This window comes from Methylobacterium cerastii, assembly GCF_022179125.1.
GTDB lineage: Bacteria > Pseudomonadota > Alphaproteobacteria > Rhizobiales > Beijerinckiaceae > Methylobacterium > Methylobacterium cerastii.
The window spans coordinates 1-19,144 of the sequence record NZ_BPQG01000134.1; the positions used below are offsets into that span (position 1 = coordinate 1).

Genomic DNA, 19,144 nt, shown 5'->3' on the forward strand with positions numbered 1-19,144 from the left:
GGCCCTCACCGGAGGCGTACGCGGTGGGCGTCAACAGCGACGGTCGTCGTGAGGTGCTGGGCATGGATGTCGGCCCGTCGGAAGCCGAGACCTTCTGGACGGCCTTCCTGCGCAAGCTCGCCCGGCGCGGCCTGCGCGGGGTCAAGCTCGTCATTTCGGACGCTCACGAGGGCATCAAGGCCTCGGTGGCCAAGGTGATGAACGCCATCTGGCAGCGTTGTCGGGTACACTTCATGAGGAATGTGCTCGCCCATGCCGGCCGCAGCGGGCGGCGCGTCGTCTCGGCCTTCATCGCCACCGCCTTCGCCCAGGATGATGCCGAGGCGGCCCGTCAGCAATGGCGGCGGATCGCCGACCAACTCCGCCCCAAGGTGCCCAAGCTCGCCGCCCTGATGGACACGGCCGAGCCCGACGTGCTGGCCTACATGGGCTTCCCGGCCGCCGACCGGGTCAAGCTGCACTCGACCAATCCGTTGGAGCGCCTGAACGGCGAGATCAAGCGCCGGACCGAGGTGGTCGGCATCTTCCCCAACGAGGCTGCCATCACCCGCCTCGTCGGCGCGATCCTGCTCGAACAGAATGACGAATGGGCCGTCCAGCGGTCGCGCTACATGACCCTGGAAAGCATCGCCCCGATCGGCGATGATCCCCTCGTCAGCCTGCCCACTCTGGCAGCCTGATCGTCCCGGCCCAAGCCGGTGATCGTGGTGGTCCTCACCAACCTACACCACGCCCAGGGACACGACCTGCGTCGGTTCTCATAGCGGATCCGCATGCTCTGGCCGCAGGCCGGGCAGAGCCGCCGAGCGGGCTGAAGCACCCGTTCCACATCCGGTGTCCGCGATTGCGTTCGCGACATCCAGCGCCTCCCAAAAGGCGCCCCCACCAGCAAGCCTACGAAACAGCAGACTTTGCCGTCCTTGAAAAAAAGCCCGGCGCCGCACTGATGGCTGCAGCCACCACGTTCACGGGCTATCCGCCCCGATGGGGCATTCCTTATGGCTCTTCGAGCACCCGGTAGACTTGCATGCGTGAACAGCCGAGCGCCTTCGCAATCTCTGTTGGCCCAGCCCCTGCAGCAGCCATTTGCCGTATGCGGTCATAATCGAGCCGGCGCTGACCACCGAGGTACACGCCTGCAGCTTTCGCCTGCGCAATGCCCTCTCGCTGACGCTCCTTGATAAAGCGCCGCTCCATCTGCGCCACCATCCCAAGGACGGTGATCACCACGTGCCCCATTTCCCCGCGCGTCGAGACGTGGGGGTCGAGGACGGTCACCGAAGCACCACGCTGCTCGGCTTCGTGCACGACGTTGAGTACGTCGCGCGTATCTCGCCCGAGGCGATCTAGCCTCGTGACGACCAACTCATCACCGGGGCGCAGGAACTCGAGGATGGTGGCCAACTCTGTTCGCCCTTCGCGACTGCCGCCTGACACCTTCTCCGACCGGATGATCGCGCACCCTTCGGATCTCAGGCGGGTGAGTTGACCGTCGAGGTCCTGATCAACGGTGCTGACGCGGGCGTAACCGATGCGGGGCATGTGTCACCTCAGGCTTTACGCCTGAAGCTACCGCGTCACAAATAGGCATCGTCAACCCGGATGTTACGGGTCACATTGCGTTATCTGTTACGTCACGCAAGGGTATACCCTGATTTTACATAATGTATCGCCAGAGGAGTAGCCGCGTTAGAAATATAAAATTGAAAAGATTATTAGAAAAAATATCTACATCCATATAGCTTGCAACAACACGCTTCTCATGCGCTTTATAGTTGCCTTACCAACTGTATCAATCTTCATAAGATCTGCATCACTTGCGTCCGCCAATTGTCGGATAGTATTAATTCCGGAGTTTCTGAGTTTTATAATTTTGTCTTCGGTTAGTCCGTATGGATAGACCTTAGATTTTGCTAAGTCATTTACCGACTTATTAAAAATACCTAAGTCGCCATCATTCGCGAGGGTTGGAAGATTTATATGACTAAAGGCGGGTGCTGATGAATGAATCTCAGCTAAGTCAGGCCTCGCGTAAATCCATTCCATAATCATCTCAATTGTTAATCTTTTTGTTGGACTTTGTTCCAACAAGCTACAAAGATTGATGGCATATACTGGACCTCTTCCTCCTGACTTCATGCCGCGCGATGCTTCGCGCTTGATCATGAATCCCAAATATTCCAATATTTCGAATATCTTGGAAAACTGTCCGACATATGTTCTATGTATGATTACTCTATCCTGAGGAACATTTTTCATGCTAAAATTTGCAGACCTGATAATATGCTTGATTATAGCCTCAAAAATTTGCGTCGAAGGTTCGATGAGTGGCTCATAAACACCAAGTTTTGGAGCTACTTCCTCCATTAGTGGCCAGTAATAATCCTCTGCCATATTAAGAAAACACGAATTTAAGTCCGGTATGCTAATCTTTGTTCGCCCGTCGAACCGGTTGCATGCCAGAATGAAAGCCCGCATATTTCCAACAACTGCACGGCCAAGGATATTTGCAAATTCGTCCGGGGTTAATCGATCCGAAAAGGCTTTCCGATCAGATAGTGACGGATAGCGCATTCGGATGACGTCACTGAAATAATTATCTTCTTTCGATACGTCCGACCGACCAATATCTATAACTGTCGAGTCATTGAATACGTCAAATCTTACTCCAAATTTCGTAACGCCTGGATATATCGAAGCTTTACAAGACACGGCATTGCTCGACAGCGTTCTAAAAAGATCAAAAAACACCTCGAGCGGTTTCTCTCTTCCAATATGAGCTGCGTCGTCAAAGAGAATCACAATTCTTTTGTCTAATTTGCGCGACAACTTAGCCAGCGACATCTGCAAAGATACTTCATCTTTTGCATGATCAAAGTCACAGTTCATAGAGTTTTTTAGAAGCTCAGAACTTATCTCTTTAGATAAAATATCGCAAAAATGACCAATATATTCATGCCCATCCGATTGAAGTAATGGTAAATAGCGAAGACTCATATAAACCGAAAAAACTGTTCCCTGTGTGATCATCTTTCGGTGGGCTTGTATGAGTAATGCGCTTTTTCCGCTTCCTCTCCCGCCTCGAAGCAATACAGGACCGTGAGCAGATAGCTTTCTTATTATAATGTCGTCGTAACTCGAAAAATGATGATAGCCTTCGAATTTTTCGTCTGGACATTCTTCGGCGGCTAAGATTAAGCCTGAATCCGCGTCATCCATTGAGATTGCTGTCATTGAAATTTGCCTCTGAACTCTAGATACGCGGCAAGAGCTACGTCCTTCTCAAGCGCTCGATATGACGTAGACACAAAATGAGAGAAAAATCCGAGAGTGCCAACCTGAAGAAGGCAGTCACGCAGTGTGTCTTTCAAAGTTCCTTCATCCATAGTCACCGCCGAAGTGAAAAACTCCCAGTGAACTCCTTTTGACAAAGTAGAGTAAATTGCCGCGCAACGACCTTTTGTTTTTCCAATAAATGCCTCAGGATCAGCTTTTTTCAACTCAGTTAGGTCGCCTTCACCCGTATAGGCGGCCAAATAATCTAGCGCGGCTTCTGTTGCCGGACGCCAATAAACGTGATCTACATGGGGTGAAAACAAAGCTCGGCTTATTTTCGCAATATCGTGATCTGCGCTCCATAAATCTTTTGTTGGTTTGTCCTCTGAGAGAACATCCCCAGTCCACTTAAATCCTGATTTTACGGGTTTTCCGTATTCAAACCCGGACTGACTCTGATACTCAGTAAGGTATAAAATACGGAACGGATCGAGTCTTCCTACCAATGCCGCACACGCATTTTCTAATGTGACACGAGCACAAAATGCCCCAAAACTTTCAGCTTCCTCCGAAAATGGATTGTTGAGGTAATTTATTGATTTTTCGGAGAAGCGGGCTATTGAGTTCGATAGATGGTCGAGCGCAGTGTTTGCTACGCAGCTGTCGGTTGCGTCACCACAGATAAGTCGGCTCAAACTCACCGCCACCTCCTTATTGCGATAATGTAGTTACTGATCATCGTGGCAATATTTAATTTTGAAGTTATTGAATAAAACTGCAAATGCATGCTAAAACGCTGTCTGTAGCTCATATAGTAAGTTCCTATCTAAAATTTTAACATTTTGAGATCTTAGATGGTCTGTAGTTATTACAAATCGATGGGCTATAAATCTTCAATGATTGGTATCTAGACTATTTATGGTGACGTAGACTAATATTATTTTTTAATTAGATCGATTCAATGGCGTACTGCAGGATCGCGCTTTCAACCACATGGCCAGCCGAACGGTTGATTAGGTGTAGCAGATTTTTAGGCCGTGCCCACAAGGTCGGACAGAGCGAAAAGTGGCCCTCTATAGTCGGATTATGGGATGTAGTCACATATTTCGCGACGAGCTATGGCCGAGGAATTTCCTCAATTTTCGGGGTTTGTTCGCGCTGAGAATCGATCCCGCGCCGTGATCCGGTCGGTTGGTAGGTCCTGGATCTCACGCTGAAAGATCTCTTCGCTGAGGAAGGTGCACTCGATTTCGAACCTTTCCTCTTCGACATCGATGTACCAGCATCGCCGCCGACCGCTCCAGCGATAGCTGCGTGCCTTCAGCACATCCTTCGTGGCAATGGGTGAACCTGCGGCCCAGATGCGCACCGTGGGCTTGCGAGCGGTTTCAAGCAGGCATGACAACGCGAGGCGGCCAGAGACCCTTAACGGAGCTGCCAGCAGCGCCATAAGGGCATGGCAGTCGTCGATGGCGCGATGCCCGTTATGGAAGAAGCCGTAGTCGGTGAGCAGGTAGCCAAGCTTCATGCCCTCGTGGCCTTCGTCACGCCATGGCACCTGATGGCAGGAACAAGCCCAATTCTTTTCGGCAAAGATTGGCCAGCGGCCTTCGCACATCTGGCGGTCGAAGCTGGCGTTGTGAGCAATCACGACGGCGGCATCGGCGGCCATCGCGCGCACGGCCGCATCATCTATGCGGTGGCCAGCCACGTCGGCGTCGGTGATGCCGGTCAAGCGCGTGACTTCGGACGGGATCGGCTTGCTCGGTTCATGAAGCTGGTTGAGCGTCTCGAGCACCCGGTAGACTCGGCCGCTTGCGCCGTACTCGAACTTGATGATGCCAAGCTCGATCACCTCGTCGCGCGCGTGATCGATGCCTGTGGTCTCTGTGTCGAGGATCAGACCGATGAAAGTCGGCTCGTTCGGCGGATCAACGTACTCGACGAATGGTCGGACACGCCGCAGCACCCGGTACTCACCGGTGCCTTCCAGCACGCTGGCAATGCTGTCGAGGGGTTGCGTCACAGAAACCTTTTCCGACCTAAAGCCTTGCCAATTTTCCGCCGACCAAAACCGCCGTTCGTCTCAGCAGCAGGACACGGTCGTAGTTCCCCAGCCAGACCTATCGGGGCTGGATCCCCAAGGAAATCAGTGCGGCTATGGTTGGTGATACCGACTGCCGAGCAACTGAGCGCCGCTATGGCTTACTTGCGGCCTTTTTTGACGTCTCGACGGGCTTGATGCTTCCTGTCTCGGATACGCGCTCACGAGCCTGATCAAGGCGCTTCTTCGAGGCAGCAAGCTCGCGCTGTGAAATGCCAAGCTGACCCTTGGCCGCATCGCGCGCGGCAACAGCTTGGCCGAGTTCCTCGCGTGAGGAGGCGAGTTTGCCTTGCCACTCACGGACAAGGTCGATGTTTGCCTGCTCCAACTCTCTCTGACTGCTCTCAAACCCGCTTCTTTCGATCTGAAGCAGGCTGACCGCGCCGTGTGAATGGCCGCTTATGGTCGATTGCTCGGTTTGAATTGGCGTTGTGCCGAAAGGCGCCTTGGCGACGAGGGACTGCCTTAAATGATCCGAAGACGTCCGATGCAACCCACCACAAAATGTGGGTGAATTTGAGGGGCGAGAAATCTTGTAATGCGTTTTTTCGCAACCAAAACAAAGACTTAGGCACACCTCTTGGCGGAAGGGGTGGGATTCGAACCCACGGTGGAGTTGCCCCCACGGCGGTTTTCAAGACCGCTGCCTTAAACCACTCGGCCACCCTTCCAAGCCTTTGTGGCAATTTGGTTTTCTGTCGATAGGGCAGGGGGCTGAAAACCGCCTTTGCTACCGCTTTGCTACCAATTCACCCGGCGGTCTTACCTATGGCCGCGCGCAGCGCCGCGTCAACCTTCGCTGCCGCGTCCTCCTGCATCCCCGGCAGGACGTGGGAGTACAGATCCAGCGTGATCGCGATGCTGGAGTGTCCCAGGCGCTCCTGAGCGATCTTCGGGTGGATGCCGCTCGCCAGCATCTGCGTCGCGTGGCTGTGCCGGAGATCGTGAAAGCGGACCCTCGGCAGGTGGGTCGCCTGAGCCAGGATCCGCGTGAATTCGTGCGTGAGGCTGTTCGGCTGCACCGGGGAGCCGTCGGCCTGCGTGTAGACGTAGCCATCGCTGGCCGCGCGCACCCCGAGCTTCAGCAGTTCCTCGGCCTGCCTGATGTGGTGAGCTCGCAATTCCTCGAGTGCGAAGGAGGGGAGGGCGACGCGCCTGCCACGGCCGCTCTTCGTCTCCTTCGACCGGGTGCCCTTCCGAGTCTGCTCGGTGCTCTCAACGATCTCAATGTGGCCGGTCTTCCAATCAACCGAGCGCCACCGGAGCGCGGTAACCTCACCGCGTCGCAGCCCGCACATCGTCCCCAGCACTACAGGGATGAAAACCCGGGTCGGCCGGAAGTGCGCGAACAGGGCCGCAGACTCGGCCGCGTCCAGCGCGCGCATCTTCAGTCGCTCGACTTTCGGAGGGTCGACCGCATCAGCTGGGTTGCGAACGAGGATGCGCCATTTCACGGCTTGGCCCAACGCCTGCCGCAAGATGCGGTGCATATGGTGGACGGTTCGAGGCGCAAGGCCGCCTTTGCCATCCCTACGACCGCTAAGGAGCGCCTTCCCGTAGGCGGCAGAAATCTGCTCCGGCCGAAGCTTGGTGAGCACAACGCTGCCGAGCAGCGGGGCGAGGTTCTTCCGAGCTATCTCGGTGTAGCGCTCGTGGCTGCGAGGCGAGACCTGCGAGCGGATGTGCTCCAGCCAGCGCTCGAAGTATTGCGCCAAGGTCTCCTTCGCCGGCTCAACGTAGTCGCCACCCTGAAGAGTCGTGATGAGGCGGGCGCACTCCTTCTGCGCCTCGCGCTTTGTACCGGTGAAGGTGTGCCACTTCCTCCTACGCTTCCCAGTCTCCGGATCGCGGAGATCCAGCACAACCGCCCACTTGCCGGGCGAGCGCTCGCGAATATGGCCTTTCATCGCGGCGACTTTCTCTTCCCTACTTTCGGGATCACTACGGCGGGATCTGATTTATCGATTTCATCCAATCTTTGTTTTTTCCGGCTGACACTTCGCTCTGCTGATCGCTCAATCATAAGTCCGAGATCGGCCTTGATATTCGATAGTACTTTTTGTCTTTTAGATGCCTTTAATGGAATAGCCGCATCGGCATTTTCGATTTCGTAGAGAATGCCAGCGGGGTGCGACCGCGCCGTTAAGTCTACAAGAGCTTGGTCGTCATCCGAAAGTACGCCAGCCTCACCCTTAGGTCTCATATCTGTAAGAAAAGAATTTATCTTCCGACAGACTTGATCGTATGCCAATGGGTCAGATGTCCAATCACTTTTTAAGTCAGACGGGTTATGCCAATATTCTAAAATCATTGATATGGCCCTCATCAAAGCGTAACTTCTACGACTTCCAAAAGCACTATTAATCGTATCGTCTTCTATGAATGAATTTCTTAATCTTCTCTCTACTTCATTTGATATGGTACTATTCGTTTTTTTTTCCACTTCAGCATGTAGCCTTGCCCGGAGTTCTGGTGTGACTCGTGTCGAAAGTACCGAGGTTTGCCCAACGTACTCACCCTTAGGTGCTGGCCCACGCTTACCCATCGAAACCCTCCAAAACCGTCTTACAAATCGTATGAGTACGCCTTGCGATCGTCAAGGACGAGACGATATCATCTTTCACATCGTAAGATGGTTAGGAGGTTCAAATGTCGACGCACGATCCAGCGGCAACGGAGCGCAGAACTATCAGCGTGGAAGAAGCCGGCCGGCGCCTCGGTGTCAGTCGGAACACCGCCTACGAGGCCGCTGGCCGAGGCGAAATTCCCACGATCCGGATTGGCCGCCGCATGCTCGTGCCGGTGCTCGCCTTTGAGCGCCTGCTGGATCAGCCGCGCGCTCCGCTGCCGGGAGGCGCCTAACGCATGATCCGAAACGACAGAACCCCCGCCGGTGAGGACGAGGGCTCTGGAAAGATGTCAGGTTTGGCGGCCGACACTTTCCAGATAGCACTCGATACCCGCAAAATCCAGACTTCGCGCATTCTCTCGCGCTTCGCCTTCAGCCCCGCGCTCGCTGCGGCTGTGGCGGATTTAGCCTTCGGGCAGGCCGACGGGAGGCGCGCATGAGCGCCCGCCACTCACCCGCCGATCACATCGCCTACGGCTCGCTCGACGCCTACCGCGAATTCATCGCCGAGACCCTGGCCGGCGCCGAGATCCATGCTCGGATCGGTCAGAGCTACGTCGAGGCTGGCAACGATGCCGGGCTCGAATATTCAGTCCGGTGCCTGATCGCGAATGTACGCGCGGCGGCCAGCATCCTCGCCGAGCTGAAGAAGTCCAAGGCCGAGCAGACGGAGCGGCGGACGCCTGCCCCCGATCGCTATCCCGCAACCGACAATCTGGAGGTGCGGGCATGAAGTCCGACCCATTCGCCGACGAGTTGGAACGCCTCGGCCCGCCGACGGCCGACGACTGGCATCATCCGCGTCACGACCCTATTGGCGCCAACGGCACTAACGGCACAGGGGGGCATGGTTCTTGGGGCGAGACGGATCTCAGCCTGCTCGGGACCGGACGCCGCCCGGCTCCGGCCTTTCCGCTTCATTTGCTCGGACCCTGGGCCGGGTGGTGCGAGCGCAAGGCTCGGAGCGCTTCGGCACCGCCGGACTACGTTGCGGTAGCGCTGCTCGCGAGCGTCGGCGCCACGATCGCCAACGTGCGCTGGCCCCAGGCCGGTGCCGCCTGGGCTGAGCCGCCCGTCTTGTGGTGCGGTGAGGTCGGGCCGCCGTCCTCGTCGAAGTCACCGAGCATGGATGCGGCCTTCACGCTGGTGCGCTTCGCCGAGGACCGCATGGCCTACGGCTTCGAAGAGGTGCAGCAGGAGCACGCCACCCTGAAGCAGGCCTGCGACGCGCGGGTCGAGGCTTGGAAGGTCGAGGTCAAAACCGCCGTGAAGAACGGCGACGCAGACGTGCCGCCGATGCCGGACAATGCCCGCGAACCGCCGGCTCCGGTTCGGCCTCGCATCCGCGTTGCTGACGCCACCGTTGAGGCGCTTGGCGCGTTGGCGGCGGGCTTGCCGCGTGGCCTGCTCCTCGTGCGCGACGAGTTGGCCGGCTGGCTCGGTGCCTTCGACAAGTATGGCGGTGGCGGGTCCGATCGGGCCTTCGCGATCGAGATGTACGGCGGAAGATCGTACGTCGTCGATCGGATGAAGAACCCGGAGCCGCTGCATATCCGGCACCTCAGCATCGGCGTGCTCGGCGGCGTGCAGCCCGACAAGCTGGAGATGATCCTCAACGGCCCCGACGACGGCTTGGCCTCGCGTCTGCTCTGGGCCTGGCCGGACACCAAGCCCGAGTTCACGCTCGCGCGCGGCGTTCAGGACGACGGCCCGATGCAGTTGGCCTTCGCGCGGCTCACCGATCTCGCCCAAGGCGTCGACGAGTTCGGCCAGCCGGAGCCAGTGAAGCTGCGCCTGACATCGGAGGCGGAGGATCGGCTGGAGGCGTTCGCCCGCGACATGGTCGAGCGCTGCCATGAAGCCAGCGGATTGCTTGCCGGTACGCTCGGCAAGGCGCGCGGACATGCGCTCCGGCTCTCGGCCGTCCTGGAGCACTTATGGTGGTGCGGCGGAGCGCCGAGTGTGGCGGAGCCGAGGGAGATTTCCCCGGCCGCCGTCACGGCCGCTGCGGATCTCCTGAACGCCTACTTCCTGCCGATGGCCGAGCGCGTGTTCGGCGACGCGTCGATCCCGGTCGTCGAGCGACGCGGCATGCTGCTCGCCCGGCACCTGCGGCAGAACCGGATCGGTGAGTTCAATGCGCGGGATGTCAGGCGCCAGGTCGGCGGCATGTTGCGAGACGCCGCCGATATGGAGGCTGCCTGCAAGCAGCTTCTGGAGGCCAACCTCATCCGGCAGCGCTTCGCCCGAGCCGGCGAGCGGAAAGGGCGAAAGGCGCAGAACTACGAAGTTCATCCGGAGGTGCTTGCCAACCGCCCTTTTGCCGAAACCCCCATCCTTAGAAAGATGGGGCCCCCCGTGCCGATAGTGCCGTTGGCGCCAATAGCGCCAAAAACAGAGCTTTCGGCGCCAAAGGCACAAACGGCACAGGGGGGTAAGATATTTTCAGAAGGGGCTTCGGATCAGGCTTCCGGGGATCACATGGCGGCGGTCTACGACCTTCGCCCTCAACGATGATGATGGAGGTCATGATGACGAAGTCTAACATCGCGGGCGCGATCAACGCGGCTCATGCCGGCGTCGAAGCCGCTAAGCGCGAGGGCGCACGCTACGCCGTCGAATGCGGCCGGCTGCTCGCCCAGGCCAAAGAGACAGTGCCGCACGGCGGCTGGGACGCTTGGCTTCGGCTGAACACCACCATCTCGCCGAGGACGGCGCAGCTCTACATGCGGATCGCCCGGCACGTCGAAGGTGACCCGTCAAAAGCGCAACGCGTTGCGGGTTTGAGCGTGAGGGAAGCGGCAGCCGAGGCGACTGGCCCGAAGCGCGCCACGGTGGCGCGCACGCCTTTGTCGCCAGAAGCCGAGTACGAATTCACCGAACTGATGAGAGTTTGGGACGAGGCCAAGGACAAGCCGAAATGGAAAGAGGATTTCGCCCGCGAGCTTTTCCATCGGGGCGATATCACCAAGCAGCAACGGGACGACATGATCCGTAAGGTTTGGGCAGAGCATTACGCCCACCTGACCGAAGCGGACCGTAAGGCCGCTGGAAAGCGCGCGGCAGAGCTGATCGAGAAGAACCTGCCTCGGGAAAAGCTCCTCGAACTCCTGCCGAAGCTTCAGGACCTGTCGTCCGTCGATATCGCTATTGCTATGGGAGATTTGGAGGAAGCTAAGAAACGCCGGGCTTCACAGGATCAGCCATGACTGCCCCTGAGCGCCAAGCCCTTCAGGATGAGCACTCTGCCTGCATGGCGAGGGCAGCAAACATCGTTGCGACTCTGGCTGCGGCAGCCATACCCTCACTGTCAGCGCCAGCTCGCAACGAGTTCGTATCGCTCAAGACCGCCGCTGCTGCCTCGGGCATCAAAGACGGGGCAGCTCGGAAGCGCGTGAAGTGCATCGCCAGGTCACGGCCCGATCTCGCGACTAAGCAAGGAGCCGGCCGGTGGCGGGTCCATCAAGAGACTTTACAATAATTTTAATCAATTTTTTGTGCATGCTTGTTCTCTAGATCAGTATAAAGCGGCTATAAATATTATTAGTTCATTTTGTATTGATATTATTCGTTGTCGGTCTTGGTAGCATCAAGTCCTCCAACAACTTTTTTCCATCCCTTTTCCTGCAGAAATTTTGTTATACCGCCTGCATGCGTTGCTACGTAGATGGCAACTGCAGCCAATACCAAATATGGCATGATGTTAAACTCCTGTTAGACCAAGTGATTTCCCGTGGCTCTTGCTCTACCTGCAGCGACGCTTACGCTCGCGTCGCTATGTTTCGCCATATTGTTGATTGCAGTTTTAAACTCGCCCGATTTACTGAAAAAATTATGCATCTCCGCATCAAATTTCGGCTTTCCCATAAGCCTTCGCAATGAAGGTGCCACTCCTTTTGCTTGCTCTATAGCCGCCTCAAGCCCTTTTTTATCTATGGAAGAAGCATCAATGCCCATTTTTACTAGGGCCTTTACGCACAGTAAGTAAATATCCGACATGTCCCCCCCCTAGTATTGAGTAAAAAAGCCTGCTTTCAGCATAGGTAAGATATTTTTCAATGCCGATGAACCTATGTTTCCAACCGTCTTGAAAGCGACCCACATTGAGGATCCTAGAGGGCGCCATAGCAAGAGTCACTCCGCGGGCGGCGAATGCGGTTGTATGGCGTCTTGGTAAACCACCTTCATCGCGGTGGCCGAGGAGCCCTCGGATACAGCGGATAGGGCGATATACAGCGCTTTCTGGGTCCTTCCCAAGGGAGCGGTTCATCGGCTCCCGAGTAAGTCGACGCATGCAAGCGTCAACATCGCAGAGTTTACTAAAGTGTGGGGAGGCGTGGCAAGCTGTCGCAGCAAGTCGTCAAAAATCATAACAAAACACAACAGCGGATAACGGCGGATGACGGTCAATGATATGCGCTCAACCTGAGCGTTCGGATGACACTTGCACATAATGATGCAGATTAGCATTGTCGTAGCCATGCAATCGTAATCCCGTGGTGTCGCAATGTCTTTCGTAATTCCCCGTCCCAGTACGCTACGCCTCAAGGTCGAGACCGAACTTGCCAACGCTGTCGACACCGCCGCTCGCCAGCGCGGTCAAACCATGTCGGAGTTCGTCCGTCAGTCCGTCCGGGCTCAGCTCACCGCGCACGGTGTTCGCCTCAGCCCGTCGAGCACCGACGACGGTCCCGGCCCGGCTCCGTCTGCCCCCGCGATGCGGCAGGCCGCCTGATGAGCGCCGGCATTACCATTCCCGTTGTGAACGTGCGCGAGACCCGCACCATTCACCCTGTTGTCACCATCAGATCGCAGCACCGCGATCCGTTCGTTCGGGACGCCGCTCAGCTTGCGCCGCGCACGTCGGCCGAAATTGCAGTTGATCGTGACGCTGCGGTCGCCGAGCGCACTGCGCTGGAGGCTAGCCGCCCCGACCTGATGCTGACTGGCACCGCTGACGACGTGGCCGACCTCGACCATCGCATCGCTGTCGCCAAGGTCCGCATTGATCAGGCCGAGGCGCAGCACGCCGCGGCAGTGATCGCAGAGGTCAAGTCCCAGGCCGACGACGAGGCCGAACAGACCCGCCGCAAGGCGCTGCGCAAGGTCGGCATGAAGGCCAGCGCTGAGGTGGCCAAACTCGCCGATCGGTACATCGTCTTGGCGAAGGAACTGGCTGGCGTGCTCGGCCAGCTTCGTGAGCAGGAAGTGCGGATCGCCGAGGCCAACGCAGCCCTGCCGAAGGACGCAGAGCCGGTGCCCCCGGGTGAGCCGTTCAACGGCACCGAGACCATCCCGATGCGCAGCGAGACCACGCATGACTTGGCCTGGGTCGACGCCCGGACCGGTGGGCCCGCCGGCATCATGGCCGGCAACGATCTCCAGCATCGGGTTAGCAAGACGATCGAGCGCCGGGTCTCCGTGCCGAGCATACCCGGCGAGCCCCACGTCCCGCTCTCGCATCGTGTGACGCTGCCCGGTCTCGGTCGGGATGCCCCGCCGATCTGGCGCAGCCTTCCTCAGCCTCTCAGATCCGACATGGGATACCGCGCATGACCATCACCCGAGAGAACATCGAGGCCAACACGGCGCACTGGCGTCGCGTGCTGGGCAAGGACCGCGCTCCAGCAGCGGGCGAACGCAAGCTCACCCAGGCCGAGCGCTTCGCGGCGTGGTCCGCCTCTGTCCACGCAGCCGAGCGCCAGGCATCCGCGAGCGAGGGGCGCACGGTCGTCGCTACTGCTCGCGCCAGCGTCTTCACCGCCTACCAGGTGGGTGATCAGCGCTACGCCGCCGACGGGACGCTCTGGCGCCGCACGGCCTGACACGAGATTGCGCGGCCCACCCGCAAGGGCCTCCAGCCGCGCCGTTGAGGGCTCCCCGGTCAGCCCAACACCGACAAGCCAGCCTGTCCCTCGCCTGATCCTCAGCCATGGGGCGAGGGATACGAAGGCTGGCAAGACCGCCCGCTCTCCAAGCCAGCGGGACCATCGGAGATCGCGGCGGAAGGGTCACCCCGCTGCGGTCTCCTCACCGGACAGATCGGAGAGCCTTCATGGCCGACACCACACCTATCCCGCCGGCCAAGCTGACGGATGCTCAGCTATTCGCCGTCTACCAGGACCTCAGCGACACGATGCAGAGCGGTGATCCGGGAGATCCGCACGGTGCTGGTTGCCCCGGCTGGCCCGCCATCGACGCCACCAAGCTCATCGACGGCCACACCATGCGTTGGACTGGCCGGAGCTGGTCGCGCGCCGACGCGGTGGCGTGATGATGTCGAGCAGCACCAGCAAGCCAGACCGCTTGCCCCATCCCGGCCGCACCTCTGCTGAGCGCCGCGCGCTTGATCGGATCGGGTGTGGCGAGCCTCCGCGCTGTTCCCCGAGGACGATGAAGGCTCTGCTGGCTGATGGGCTGATCGAAGAGACTGGCGGCGAGGTACGGCGTGACGCTCTCGGCTCCTACCAGATGCCGACCTACGAGATGCCGATCCCCGTGCACATGCAGTGGTGCTCAGCCGTCGCCGCGACCGACGAGGAGATGGCTGCCTTCGAGGCGGAGTTGGACGCCTCAGGCTAGCGGGATGCTTCGGATGGCACCCCGACAGGAGGGGGGCTGTCCACGCGTTCCCAGGGTCCTTACCCAGGGGGCGGAGGGTCGAGGGTCAGCGCGAGTCCAGGCTCTCCGCAGGTCTGAGCTTCCAAAACCCGACAACGGCAACAGCGGCAACAGGCAACGGCAACAGTGGCGACAACGGCAACCAAGGCAGCGTTCGCACGGCGGCACAAGGTCAACCGCTCGACGGTGAACAAGTGGGAGGCCCGCGGCCACCTCGTGATGACGGTCGACGGCCTGGTCAACGTCGAGGCGTCCGACGACCTGCTGACCAAGCGCCCGGTGGCCTATCGTGGCGGGACGGCGAAGGGACCGGTTGCGGCCGAGGTCGCGCGCCAGGCCGCTCCAGATTTGGATCCGCCCCCGCAGACCGATCCGGCCGAGATAGCGATGGCTGCCCTAAGCGCCGTGGTTCGCGAGATCGGTGCCCGTGCCGCACGCCGCGCCGTCGAGTTCGGCGCCTCGCTTCAGGCCGCCTACGCCCTCGACACTGCCGTTTGCGTCGAGGCCGGTGCCATCGGCGAGCGCTTCCTTGCCAGCATCGGCACCCCGCTTGCGGCCTCCTGGAGCCTCGTCGAGGTCGCCGACGTCCATCACGGTGGGATTGTCCCAGCGGATTGGCCGGCGCTGGCGAAGGTCGCAGGCGAACCGCTCGACCTGCCGGCGCTGGAAAGCTGGTTCTACGCCCTCCCGAGCTTCGACACGCCGAAGGATGCCACCCATGGCTGACGATCGCCTGCGCCTAGTCGCAGAAGTCCAAGACGGCTTCACCGGCCCTCTGGCGAAGCTGGAGACGGCCCTCGGCAGGGCGGCCAAGACTGGCATCCAGGCCGGCAAGGATCTGAAGCGAGACTTTGAAGGCTTCAACGGTGCCCTCGGCAAGACCACTGCCGCCCTGCAGGGGATGACACCGGTACTCTCCGGCCTCGGCCTCGTCGGGCTCAGTGCCGGTGTGTCGCTTGGGGCAGTCACGGCAGCCCTCAGCGGGTTCTCTAAGGGCACGCAGCAGCTGGCAATTATGTCGAAGGAGACGGGCCTCGCTGTCGACCAGCTGCGCGCCTTCAGCGCCTTGGGCGAGCGGTTCGGCGTGTCGGCGGAGACCATGCAGGGCGGGGTTCGCAAGTTCGCCGACGAGATGAGCCAGATGCGCAAGCGCTACGGCCAGACCTATCTCGATCTGCAGCAGATGAACCTCGGCGAGCTGGTCGAGAAGATGGTCAGCTCGCCGAACATGAAGGCTGCGCTCGACAGCTTCATGGACTCGGTCTCGCAGATCGGTGACCCGGTGAAGCGCCGGAAGGTCGTCGAGATGATGCTCGGCTCGGACCAGATCGCAGCGGTCGCCGGTCAGCTGACCGGCCGCTACCGGCAGGTCATGGACGAGATCCTGAAGGCGCAGGGTCAGACCACGGATGCCCAGGTAAAGGCGGCCCAGCGGTTCGAGACGGCGCTGAGCCGAGTCCGCGAGAACATGGACGGCCTGCGCACCGAGGCCCTGGCGCCGCTGCTCGAACAGCTGTCGGCCCTCGTCGAGAAGTTCGGCTCCGCCGAGACGATGGCTGCCTTTGGTAAGCAGCTTGAGGAGATCGGCAAGTTCGCCCGCACCACGGTGCAGGAGTTCGAGGCGATCGTTCGCACCTACGAGAAGTTCAAGGAGTTCATCGGCCTCGGCGATCCGTCGAAGAACGTCGAGTTCAAGCCGCTGCTTGGTGGGGGCGGCAGCAAGCCGCTGACCCGCGGCGAACTTGAGGGCAAGCGCGACTCCATTGAGCAGCAGCGCAAGCTTCTCGACGCCAACCCGAACGCACCGGATTACGCCCGCAAGCGCGATCGGATGACGGAGGAGCTTCGGCGCGTCGGCGACGAGCTTGAGAAACTGCGCACCTCCGGTGGTGCGACGGCCCAGCCCTCGGGCTTCTCCGGTGTGGTCGGCGGGGGCAACCCATTGATCCATCGCGCCGGCTACGGCGGCATGGGCGGCGGTGGAAGCCCGGGCAGCTACAGCGGCGTCGGCACCATCCCCCCGCTCGGTCTGCCTCAGCCATTGGCCGGCGGTGGCGGCGGAGCGGCGATCTCGCCTCGGGCTCCGATGCCGTATCGCGGCACCATCGATCGAAGTGGGTCCGGCCGATCAGCGGAAGGCCCGCTCGCGGCCAAGTACCCGGACGGGCTTGCGGCAGGCATCAAGCAGTCGGCCAAGGATCTCGGCATCAGCGCCGAGGACCTGGCGACCGTCATCTCCTACGAGACAGCCGGCAGCTTCGATCCATGGAAGCGGGGTCCGACGACGAAGTGGGGGCAGCACCGTGGCCTGATCCAGTGGGGCCAGCCGCAGCGCGAGAAGTACGGCGTCACGCAGGACATGTCGCCGGGCGAGCAGATGAAGGCGGTCACGCGCTACCTGCGCGACCGCGGCGTCCGCCCCGGCATGGGCATCCACCAAGTCTACGGGGCGATCAACGCGGGCGGCGTGTCGGAGCGGCACCTGCAGATGCGCGATGCGGCGGCCGGCGGAGCGCCCGGCACGGTTCGGGAGAAGGTCGATAACCAGATGGGGCCGCACCGCCGGAAGGGTGTCGCGCTCCTACGGGCCGATGGCTCCGACGGCGGGGCGACGGCTTCTGCTGAAGGCTCGGGCGAGCGCACCGGCGACAGCATGATGCGCCGGTTCTACGGCGACGAGGCTCCGGTCGCGAAGGCACCGCCTCAGGACCACCGGATGACGATCGACCTGAACGGCTTCCCGCCCGGCACGCGGGCGCGCACCTCGATGGGCGACCTGTTCAGAGAGACAACCGTCTCGAAGAAAAGTCAGATGGAGGCGATCTGATGCCGGATCCCGATCTCATTTGCGAGGTGCAAACCGAGGGCGGCACCTACCGTGACTGGGTGCAGGTCCAGGTCGAGCAGAACTTCATGAACGAGGGCTGGATCCGATCCTTCCGCTTGGTCTGCGCCGAGCCGAGCGCGGTGGCGACTATGAGGCTGAAGCCGGGTGACCGCGTCGATATCGCCCTGGCTGGGCAGGTGGTGATCCAGCAGGGCTACATCCGCGACCGCCAAGCCGTGTTCGATGCCAACCGTCATGCCGTCCAGGTCACTGGCTACGGCAAGGCTGGGCTGATCACGGAAGCCAGCATCAACGGCGGAACGGGGCAGTATCGGGGATACAAGCTCGATGCGATCGCGAACTCGGTGCTGAAGCCCTACGGCCTCACCTTCCGCGTCCAGAACGGATCGGACGGGTGGGACATGCCCTTCCCGAACGTCATGGTCCGCTACGGCGAGACGCCGTTCGATCTGATCTCGCGGCTCTGCAAGCAGCGCAACCTGTTCTTCTACGCCGACGCGGCCGGCAACGTGGTGGCTGGGCCAAAGTCCGGCAGCAGCATGGTCGCCTTCGTCGAGGGGCAAAACATCCTCACGGCGAACTGCCAGCTACGGCACCTCGCGGTGGAGTCGCTGGTCTCGAACTCGCAGCAGCCCGGCTCCGACAGCCTGTTCGGCAAAGCGGCCTCCGAGATCCAGGCGAAGGCCACGGTGAAGGGCGGCACGCCCGGGGCGATGCGGAAGGTTCTGGCAGAGATGCCGCTCGACCAGAAGGGCACGCAGCTACGCACGAACTGGGAGGCGGCGGTCCTGCAGAGCATGGCCCTGCAGCTGCAGCTGACCTACCAGGGCTGGCTCAAGCCCGGCGTGGGCGGGCTCTGGGACCCGTCGGACGGCGTCACGGTGAAGTCGTCCATGCTGTTCCCGACGGAGAGCGCGACAGAGACGCTGAAGGTGGCCGGCTACAGCTACCAGCAGGATGCGAACGCGGGGACGACGACGACGCTCGACCTGATCAACACGCTGGCCTGGCAGCAGCGCAAGGGCGACGCCACGAAGAATGATGGGTTCTACGACCTCGGCAACGCGCCTGCGCAGCCAGAGGCGGCTACCTGAATGAAAGCGCGAGCCAACCCGGCTCGCGCTTTTGATCTCAGCCAAAGTGCCCATCGTTAAATGCAGCCCGACCCTCAAGAGCGCCCGCTTGGAGGTAGTGTAACATCGGATCAACGTGAGCGTTGGCCACGTCTTTGTAGGCGGACAAGTACGATTTGACGTCGAAGCTTGGAGATGGATCACGTCCCTCTTTCCAGCCGTTCGCCTCGTAGTGCGCCAGCGGATCAATGTTCGCCGCTTTCACATCACCGTACTTGGCCAGGTAGCCCTTGATGTCGAAGATCGCGTTGGGATTGCGCCCCTCGTGCCAGCCGTTGGCTTCATAGTGGTTGTAAGCGAATGCGAAGCTGTCGCCGCCTGCAGCCAGGGCCGCCTTGGCCACGTCCGTGTTCGACAGGAGGTAGTACTCCGCGTCGAAGCCCGGATGCACAGCAAGATCGCCTGCCTTACCCACCGCTGCGTAAGCCTGCCGGCCTTCGGCCTGTCCGCTAACGAGATAATGGGCAAGCGGATCGATACCGGCCGACTTCACGTCGGGGTTGCGGGCCAGGTACAGCTCGTTGTCGAAGTTG

Annotated in this window: 21 protein-coding genes, 1 tRNA gene and 1 pseudogene; 13 read left to right on the forward strand and 10 right to left on the reverse strand. The window is 60.1% G+C overall.

Features of this window, described 5'->3' with window-relative positions:
• A partial coding sequence (locus MFF13_RS25935; RefSeq protein ID WP_238273352.1) for an IS256 family transposase occupies positions 1 to 680 on the forward strand: 680 nt, incomplete at its 5' end.
• Positions 681 to 996: 316 nt separating this feature from the next.
• On the opposite strand, the gene MFF13_RS25940 is transcribed toward MFF13_RS25935, so the two are convergent.
• The 8 genes from MFF13_RS25940 to MFF13_RS25975 all read right to left on the reverse strand — a co-directional run bounded on the left by MFF13_RS25940 (position 997) and on the right by MFF13_RS25975 (position 7,925).
• The gene (locus MFF13_RS25940; protein ID WP_238273353.1) at positions 997 to 1,542 is read right to left on the reverse strand and encodes a recombinase family protein; all 546 of its coding nucleotides are present in this window, start codon (positions 1,540 to 1,542) and stop codon (positions 997 to 999) included.
• Positions 1,543 to 1,728: 186 nt separating this feature from the next.
• Positions 1,729 to 3,234 carry a helix-hairpin-helix domain-containing protein gene (locus tag MFF13_RS25945; RefSeq protein WP_238273354.1) on the reverse strand — a complete coding sequence of 502 codons (1,506 nt, stop codon included), beginning with the start codon at positions 3,232 to 3,234 and terminating at the stop codon, positions 1,729 to 1,731.
• On the reverse strand, positions 3,231 to 3,977 hold the full coding sequence (locus tag MFF13_RS25950) for a hypothetical protein (RefSeq protein WP_238273355.1): 747 nt from the start codon (positions 3,975 to 3,977) through the stop codon (positions 3,231 to 3,233). The genes MFF13_RS25945 and MFF13_RS25950 overlap by 4 nt, the downstream gene beginning before the upstream one ends.
• Positions 3,978 to 4,411: 434 nt before the next feature.
• A complete protein-coding gene (locus MFF13_RS25955; protein ID WP_238273356.1) occupies positions 4,412 to 5,302 on the reverse strand; it encodes a 3'-5' exonuclease in 891 nt (296 codons plus the stop codon).
• 172 nt (positions 5,303 to 5,474) lie between these two features.
• Positions 5,475 to 5,708 (reverse strand): hypothetical protein, encoded by a 234-nt coding sequence (locus tag MFF13_RS25960; RefSeq protein ID WP_238273357.1) that lies wholly within the window; start codon positions 5,706 to 5,708, stop codon positions 5,475 to 5,477.
• Between the two features lie 253 nt (positions 5,709 to 5,961).
• Positions 5,962 to 6,051 (reverse strand) — tRNA-Ser (locus MFF13_RS25965).
• A 78-nt stretch (positions 6,052 to 6,129) separates the two neighbouring features.
• Positions 6,130 to 7,287 (reverse strand): tyrosine-type recombinase/integrase, encoded by a 1,158-nt coding sequence (locus tag MFF13_RS25970; RefSeq protein WP_238273358.1) that lies wholly within the window; start codon positions 7,285 to 7,287, stop codon positions 6,130 to 6,132.
• Entirely contained in the window at positions 7,284 to 7,925 is a 642-nt protein-coding gene (locus MFF13_RS25975; RefSeq protein ID WP_238273359.1) for a hypothetical protein, read from the reverse strand. Before MFF13_RS25975 ends, MFF13_RS25970 begins: the two co-directional genes overlap by 4 nt.
• Before the next feature lie 104 nt (positions 7,926 to 8,029).
• Here MFF13_RS25975 and MFF13_RS25980 point away from each other — a divergent pair, with 104 nt between their 5' ends.
• The 5 genes from MFF13_RS25980 to MFF13_RS26000 are packed head-to-tail and all read left to right on the forward strand — an operon-like array spanning position 8,030 to position 11,218.
• The gene (locus MFF13_RS25980; protein ID WP_238273360.1) at positions 8,030 to 8,242 is read left to right on the forward strand and encodes a helix-turn-helix domain-containing protein; all 213 of its coding nucleotides are present in this window, start codon (positions 8,030 to 8,032) and stop codon (positions 8,240 to 8,242) included.
• Between the two features lie 3 nt (positions 8,243 to 8,245).
• Positions 8,246 to 8,449, forward strand: coding sequence for a hypothetical protein (locus MFF13_RS25985; protein ID WP_238273361.1), 204 nt, complete (start codon positions 8,246 to 8,248; stop codon positions 8,447 to 8,449).
• Positions 8,446 to 8,742 (forward strand): hypothetical protein, encoded by a 297-nt coding sequence (locus MFF13_RS25990; protein ID WP_238273362.1) that lies wholly within the window; start codon positions 8,446 to 8,448, stop codon positions 8,740 to 8,742. Before MFF13_RS25985 ends, MFF13_RS25990 begins: the two co-directional genes overlap by 4 nt.
• Positions 8,739 to 10,526 (forward strand): DUF3987 domain-containing protein, encoded by a 1,788-nt coding sequence (locus MFF13_RS25995; RefSeq protein ID WP_238273363.1) that lies wholly within the window; start codon positions 8,739 to 8,741, stop codon positions 10,524 to 10,526. The genes MFF13_RS25990 and MFF13_RS25995 overlap by 4 nt, the downstream gene beginning before the upstream one ends.
• Entirely contained in the window at positions 10,523 to 11,218 is a 696-nt protein-coding gene (locus MFF13_RS26000; RefSeq protein ID WP_238273364.1) for a DUF3102 domain-containing protein, read from the forward strand. The genes MFF13_RS25995 and MFF13_RS26000 overlap by 4 nt, the downstream gene beginning before the upstream one ends.
• Positions 11,219 to 11,723: 505 nt before the next feature.
• On the opposite strand, the gene MFF13_RS26005 is transcribed toward MFF13_RS26000, so the two are convergent.
• Positions 11,724 to 12,008 (reverse strand): hypothetical protein, encoded by a 285-nt coding sequence (locus MFF13_RS26005; RefSeq protein WP_238273365.1) that lies wholly within the window; start codon positions 12,006 to 12,008, stop codon positions 11,724 to 11,726.
• Positions 12,009 to 12,743: 735 nt separating this feature from the next.
• Between MFF13_RS26005 and MFF13_RS26010 the strand changes: the two genes are divergently transcribed.
• From MFF13_RS26010 to MFF13_RS26040, 7 genes are all read left to right on the forward strand, one after another.
• Positions 12,744 to 13,565 carry an ATP synthase subunit B family protein gene (locus MFF13_RS26010; RefSeq protein ID WP_238273366.1) on the forward strand — a complete coding sequence of 274 codons (822 nt, stop codon included), beginning with the start codon at positions 12,744 to 12,746 and terminating at the stop codon, positions 13,563 to 13,565.
• A complete protein-coding gene (locus MFF13_RS26015; protein WP_238273367.1) occupies positions 13,562 to 13,834 on the forward strand; it encodes a hypothetical protein in 273 nt (90 codons plus the stop codon). Before MFF13_RS26010 ends, MFF13_RS26015 begins: the two co-directional genes overlap by 4 nt.
• A 230-nt stretch (positions 13,835 to 14,064) precedes the next feature.
• Positions 14,065 to 14,283: a hypothetical protein gene (locus MFF13_RS26020; protein WP_238273368.1), complete on the forward strand. Its 219-nt coding sequence runs from the start codon at positions 14,065 to 14,067 to the stop codon at positions 14,281 to 14,283.
• A gap of 119 nt (positions 14,284 to 14,402) precedes the next feature.
• On the forward strand, positions 14,403 to 14,591 hold the full coding sequence (locus MFF13_RS26025; protein WP_238273369.1) for a hypothetical protein: 189 nt from the start codon (positions 14,403 to 14,405) through the stop codon (positions 14,589 to 14,591).
• Between the two features lie 258 nt (positions 14,592 to 14,849).
• Positions 14,850 to 15,356, forward strand: coding sequence for a hypothetical protein (locus tag MFF13_RS26030; RefSeq protein WP_238273370.1), 507 nt, complete (start codon positions 14,850 to 14,852; stop codon positions 15,354 to 15,356).
• Positions 15,349 to 17,457 carry a hypothetical protein gene (locus MFF13_RS26035; RefSeq protein WP_238273371.1) on the forward strand — a complete coding sequence of 703 codons (2,109 nt, stop codon included), beginning with the start codon at positions 15,349 to 15,351 and terminating at the stop codon, positions 17,455 to 17,457. Before MFF13_RS26030 ends, MFF13_RS26035 begins: the two co-directional genes overlap by 8 nt.
• The gene (locus MFF13_RS26040; protein ID WP_238273372.1) at positions 17,457 to 18,572 is read left to right on the forward strand and encodes a phage baseplate assembly protein; all 1,116 of its coding nucleotides are present in this window, start codon (positions 17,457 to 17,459) and stop codon (positions 18,570 to 18,572) included. Before MFF13_RS26035 ends, MFF13_RS26040 begins: the two co-directional genes overlap by 1 nt.
• Positions 18,573 to 18,609: 37 nt before the next feature.
• On the opposite strand, the pseudogene MFF13_RS26045 reads toward MFF13_RS26040, so the two are convergent.
• Positions 18,610 to 19,144 (reverse strand): annotated as a pseudogene (locus MFF13_RS26045) (amidase family protein); the annotation flags it as partial.